Below are 3,630 nucleotides of genomic sequence, written 5' to 3' on the forward strand. Positions count from 1 at the left end.
GAGGGAAAAAACCCGGTTCGTGCCCTTTTATTCGATATGGATAACACCTTATTCGATCTTGTCGGGGCGCAGATGACAGCCTGCGATGCGGTCGTGAAGGCATTCAGTTTGAACGGGAAGCATCAGCTCTACCCGTATTTCCTGAGGCCTGTTCACGGGTATGAGTCTTATGAGAACATACGGGATTTCATGCATGACTGCGGAATCACCGAAAAGCAATCGTTCGGGATGGCGTGCCGGATCTATGAAGAAGAGAAGATCCGGGAAATCACCCCCTACCCGGGAATTGTCGAAACCCTCAAAGAGATCCGCACAAGAGAACTTCCCATGGGCATCATCACCGATGCATATTCCCGCGACGCTGTCAGGAGGCTGGAAAGATCGGGGCTCATCCAGTTCTTCTCCTGCATGGTGACATACGATCTTGTGCAGGTAAAAAAACCCGCGCACACCCCATTTCTCGCAGCTCTTGAGATGCTCCAGGCGAAAGCTAAACAGGTACTGATGGTGGGCGACAGCCCGCGTCGCGATATTGAACCCGCGAAGATGCTCGGTTTCAGGACGGTATACGCAAGGTATGGTGATCGTTTCCCGGATGATCGCTTACCTGTCAGGGCTGACTATTGTCTGGATTCTCCCGCGGATCTCCCCGTTATCCTTACTGCTCTATCCGGAACGGTCCGGTGAATTGTACAGGTATGATGGTATATCATCTGTGCAGAAACATACGGCAGCAGAACCCGGACTTCCTCGCAGCGCTTTCAGCCTTCCGGCAACCGTAACCTAAAAGAGCAGGGGATAAAAAAATATAGGGTATGTTTGTCCCACAACGGATCTTTTTCACCAAGGGTGTTGGTGTCCATAAAGACCGTCTCGCCTCCTTCGAGCTTGCACTCCGGAAGGCCGGCGTGGAGAAATGCAATCTTGTCTATGTCTCGAGCATCTTCCCCCCCAACTGCAGGCAGATCTCAAAAACCGAAGGGCTGAAATGCCTCAAACCCGGCGGCATCACCTACTGTGTCATGGCCCGCAATGAAACGAACGAACCCAACCGCCTCGTTTCGTCGGCAATCGGCCTTGCGATGCCCAGCGATTCAGAAGAGTACGGCTACCTCTCCGAGCACCATGCCTACGGGGAGACCGAGAAGAGGACCGGGGAATATGCCGAGGATCTCGCGGCTACCATGCTTGCAACGACCCTGGGCATAGAATTCGATGTCAATGCGGCATGGTCGGAACGCGAACAGATCTACAAAGCGAGCGGCAAGATCTTCAAGACCACTAATACCTGCCAGTCGGCCGAGGGCGACAAGAATGGTCTCTGGACTACGGTCATCGCCGTCGCGGTTTTCCTGTAACTATCCCGGTTTTTCAAACCCCTTTTTCCTGATTCCGCTTGCCTGCCATCTGCCGGATCTTCTCTGCCAGTTCGCTTACTGCTGCCTTTGCAGGGCTGTTGGGGGGAACCAGCGATACGGGCGTGGCCCGGAGATCTGCATCTTCGACCGCAGTGTCATCAGGAATTATCGCGATCGGCTGCCCGGTCCCGATATCCACCGGTGCGGTTCCGCCCCGGAAACGGTTGAATACAATCTGGATCTTCTCCGGTTCAAGACCCAGCTGTGTCGCAATTTCGCGGATGCGGGCGATGGTCCGGAGGCCCCTTGCCCCGGGATCACTGACAATAAGAAGGAGGTCCGGCTTCCCGATTGTTCCCCGTGCTATATGCTCCATGCCTGCCTCGGTATCGATGACAATGAAATGATAATCGCGTTCGAGTTCCCCCATGCATTCGGATAAAAGATCGTTGGCAAAACAGTAGCACCCGCTCCCTTCCGGCCTCCCCATTGCGATCAGGTCGAATCCCTCCGATTCCACAAGCGCCTGGCGGAAGCGGTACCGCACGTAGTCATGCCGGTTCATGCCCGGGGGTATGGTCCGGGTGAAAGCCTCCTCGCGCATGCTCCCAAGGGTTTCATGTACACTCACCCCGAGGGCCTCGTGGAGGTTCGCGTTCGGATCGGCGTCGACCGCGAGGACGGGCGTTTCACCCATTGTGATGAACGATCGAATGAGGAGCGAACTCACCGTTGTCTTCCCGGTCCCACCCTTACCGGAGAGGGCTATCGTGAACGGCTTCCCGGACAAGGTCATCCCATGCCTGAGGTTTTCCGGATCCGGCGGGAGATCTCGGCTGCAGCACCCATGATCGCAAGCGATCCCTCGCGGCTCGCGAACCGTATGCCGCAGCTTGGGGTGATAAGGGACCGGGCATCGAACAGTTTCTCCGGCATCCGGGCACAGAGCTGGGAGCGGATCGCGCGGTATTTTTCATACAGGCTGTCGGTAGTCTCGGTGACAAAGAGTTTGCTGTCGGCCGGCACAATACCCCATCCCACGATTCCGCCGCGTTCCATGTAGGAGATGACCGCATCAGAATACAGCAGGAACTCCTTTGACGTGGCGTATGCATCGAGCGACACAACCGCGGGATCGAGACTGAGAACGAATTCCCAGTCGGTGTTCGAACAGCAGTGGACGCCCAGTCCACCCTGGACAAGGGACGCAATGTCTCCCCAGCCAGCACGGACAGTCTCCCGGTCCACCGGGACGACCGATGAGCCCAGCGATGCGAGGTACGGCTCGTTCAGGACAACAAGGGTCTCTGATACGCCGGTATTCTTTCGCATCTCCTCTTCACACCAGCGGGCCTTGAGGGCGATCATCTTCGAGAGCACGTCAGCGAGCTGCGAATCGTAATAGATCGGCCGTTTGCCGGCGTCCACAACCTGCATCCCGAACGTTACCGGCCCGGTCACCTGGCATTTCAGGACCCGGGCGCCCGGGAGTTTTCGGGACATCATCTCGATGAACGCGGAGGCGTATTCGCGGTGAAGGCCATAATCGTGAAAATTTACTTCGACATAGTCCATGTAAACCTTCTCCATGGCTGCGGTCTGGTCATGGTTGCTGTCGAAGAGAAGCCGATCGTCCCGGATCAAACGCCCGGGCAGCTGTTCGGAATCATTGAAGACGATACTCTCGAGCTGGCTCCGGTCCGGGAGTGTCGGGATATAGGGAAATTCAGGAAACAGGGCAAGGACATCGTCGCATGCCTGTCCGGGATCGGTATGGGGGAGCGCACCCACGCCCGTGGCTGACGAGTTGGACGGAGGTATCATTCTTGCCATGATCTCACCCCTTCCTGATCCGGCAGGCGTCAAGCATCTTCTGTACATTCGGGAAGAGCGAAAGGTCGGTATGGGGGAGGAAGGTGCTGGATGTATACTCGTCCATGAACGAGGACTCGGCATTCAGCTCGATGTAGGCTATCTTATACGCAATCTCGTCAAGCGTTTTGCGTGCCCTGCGGTTGATCAGGGCAATGTTGGCACCTGCCACGGCCCCGTTGCCGATGTTTTTGATCTGGTCGAATCCGATCTCGGGAATCAGGCCGATGGTAGTGGCATTCTTCTTGTCAAGATAATTCCCGAAGGCCCCGGCAAAATAGATCGTGGAGATCTCGGTATGGGTGACCCCGGCCTGTTTCATGAGAGTAACGCAGGCTGCATGGACTGAGGCCTTGCTCATGATCAGGTTCTTGATATCGTTCTCGGTGATGACAATGTC

5 protein-coding genes are annotated in these 3,630 nt (G+C 56.1%); 2 read left to right on the forward strand and 3 right to left on the reverse strand.

Annotation, left to right across the window (positions count from 1 at the left end):
* The coding region (locus A4E33_RS03595; protein ID WP_292346318.1) for an HAD family hydrolase at window positions 1-687 on the forward strand (687 nt) is incomplete at its 5' end.
* A 128-nt stretch (window positions 688-815) separates the two neighbouring features.
* Complete coding sequence (locus A4E33_RS03600) at window positions 816-1,358, forward strand: pyruvoyl-dependent arginine decarboxylase (protein WP_292346319.1); 543 nt, start codon at window positions 816-818, stop codon at window positions 1,356-1,358.
* Window positions 1,359-1,371: 13 nt separating this feature from the next.
* On the opposite strand, the gene A4E33_RS03605 is transcribed toward A4E33_RS03600, so the two are convergent.
* The 3 genes from A4E33_RS03605 to A4E33_RS03615 form a co-directional block, all read right to left on the reverse strand.
* A complete protein-coding gene (locus A4E33_RS03605) occupies window positions 1,372-2,154 on the reverse strand; it encodes an AAA family ATPase (protein ID WP_292346320.1) in 783 nt (260 codons plus the stop codon).
* Entirely contained in the window at window positions 2,151-3,191 is a 1,041-nt protein-coding gene (locus tag A4E33_RS03610) for a hypothetical protein (protein WP_292346321.1), read from the reverse strand. The genes A4E33_RS03605 and A4E33_RS03610 overlap by 4 nt, the downstream gene beginning before the upstream one ends.
* 4 nt (window positions 3,192-3,195) lie before the next feature.
* Window positions 3,196-3,630 (reverse strand): ASKHA domain-containing protein (locus A4E33_RS03615; RefSeq protein ID WP_292346322.1); only part of this gene is annotated, 435 nt, incomplete at its 5' end.

This window comes from Methanoregula sp. PtaB.Bin085, from assembly GCF_002067035.1.
Classification (GTDB): domain Archaea; phylum Halobacteriota; class Methanomicrobia; order Methanomicrobiales; family Methanospirillaceae; genus Methanoregula.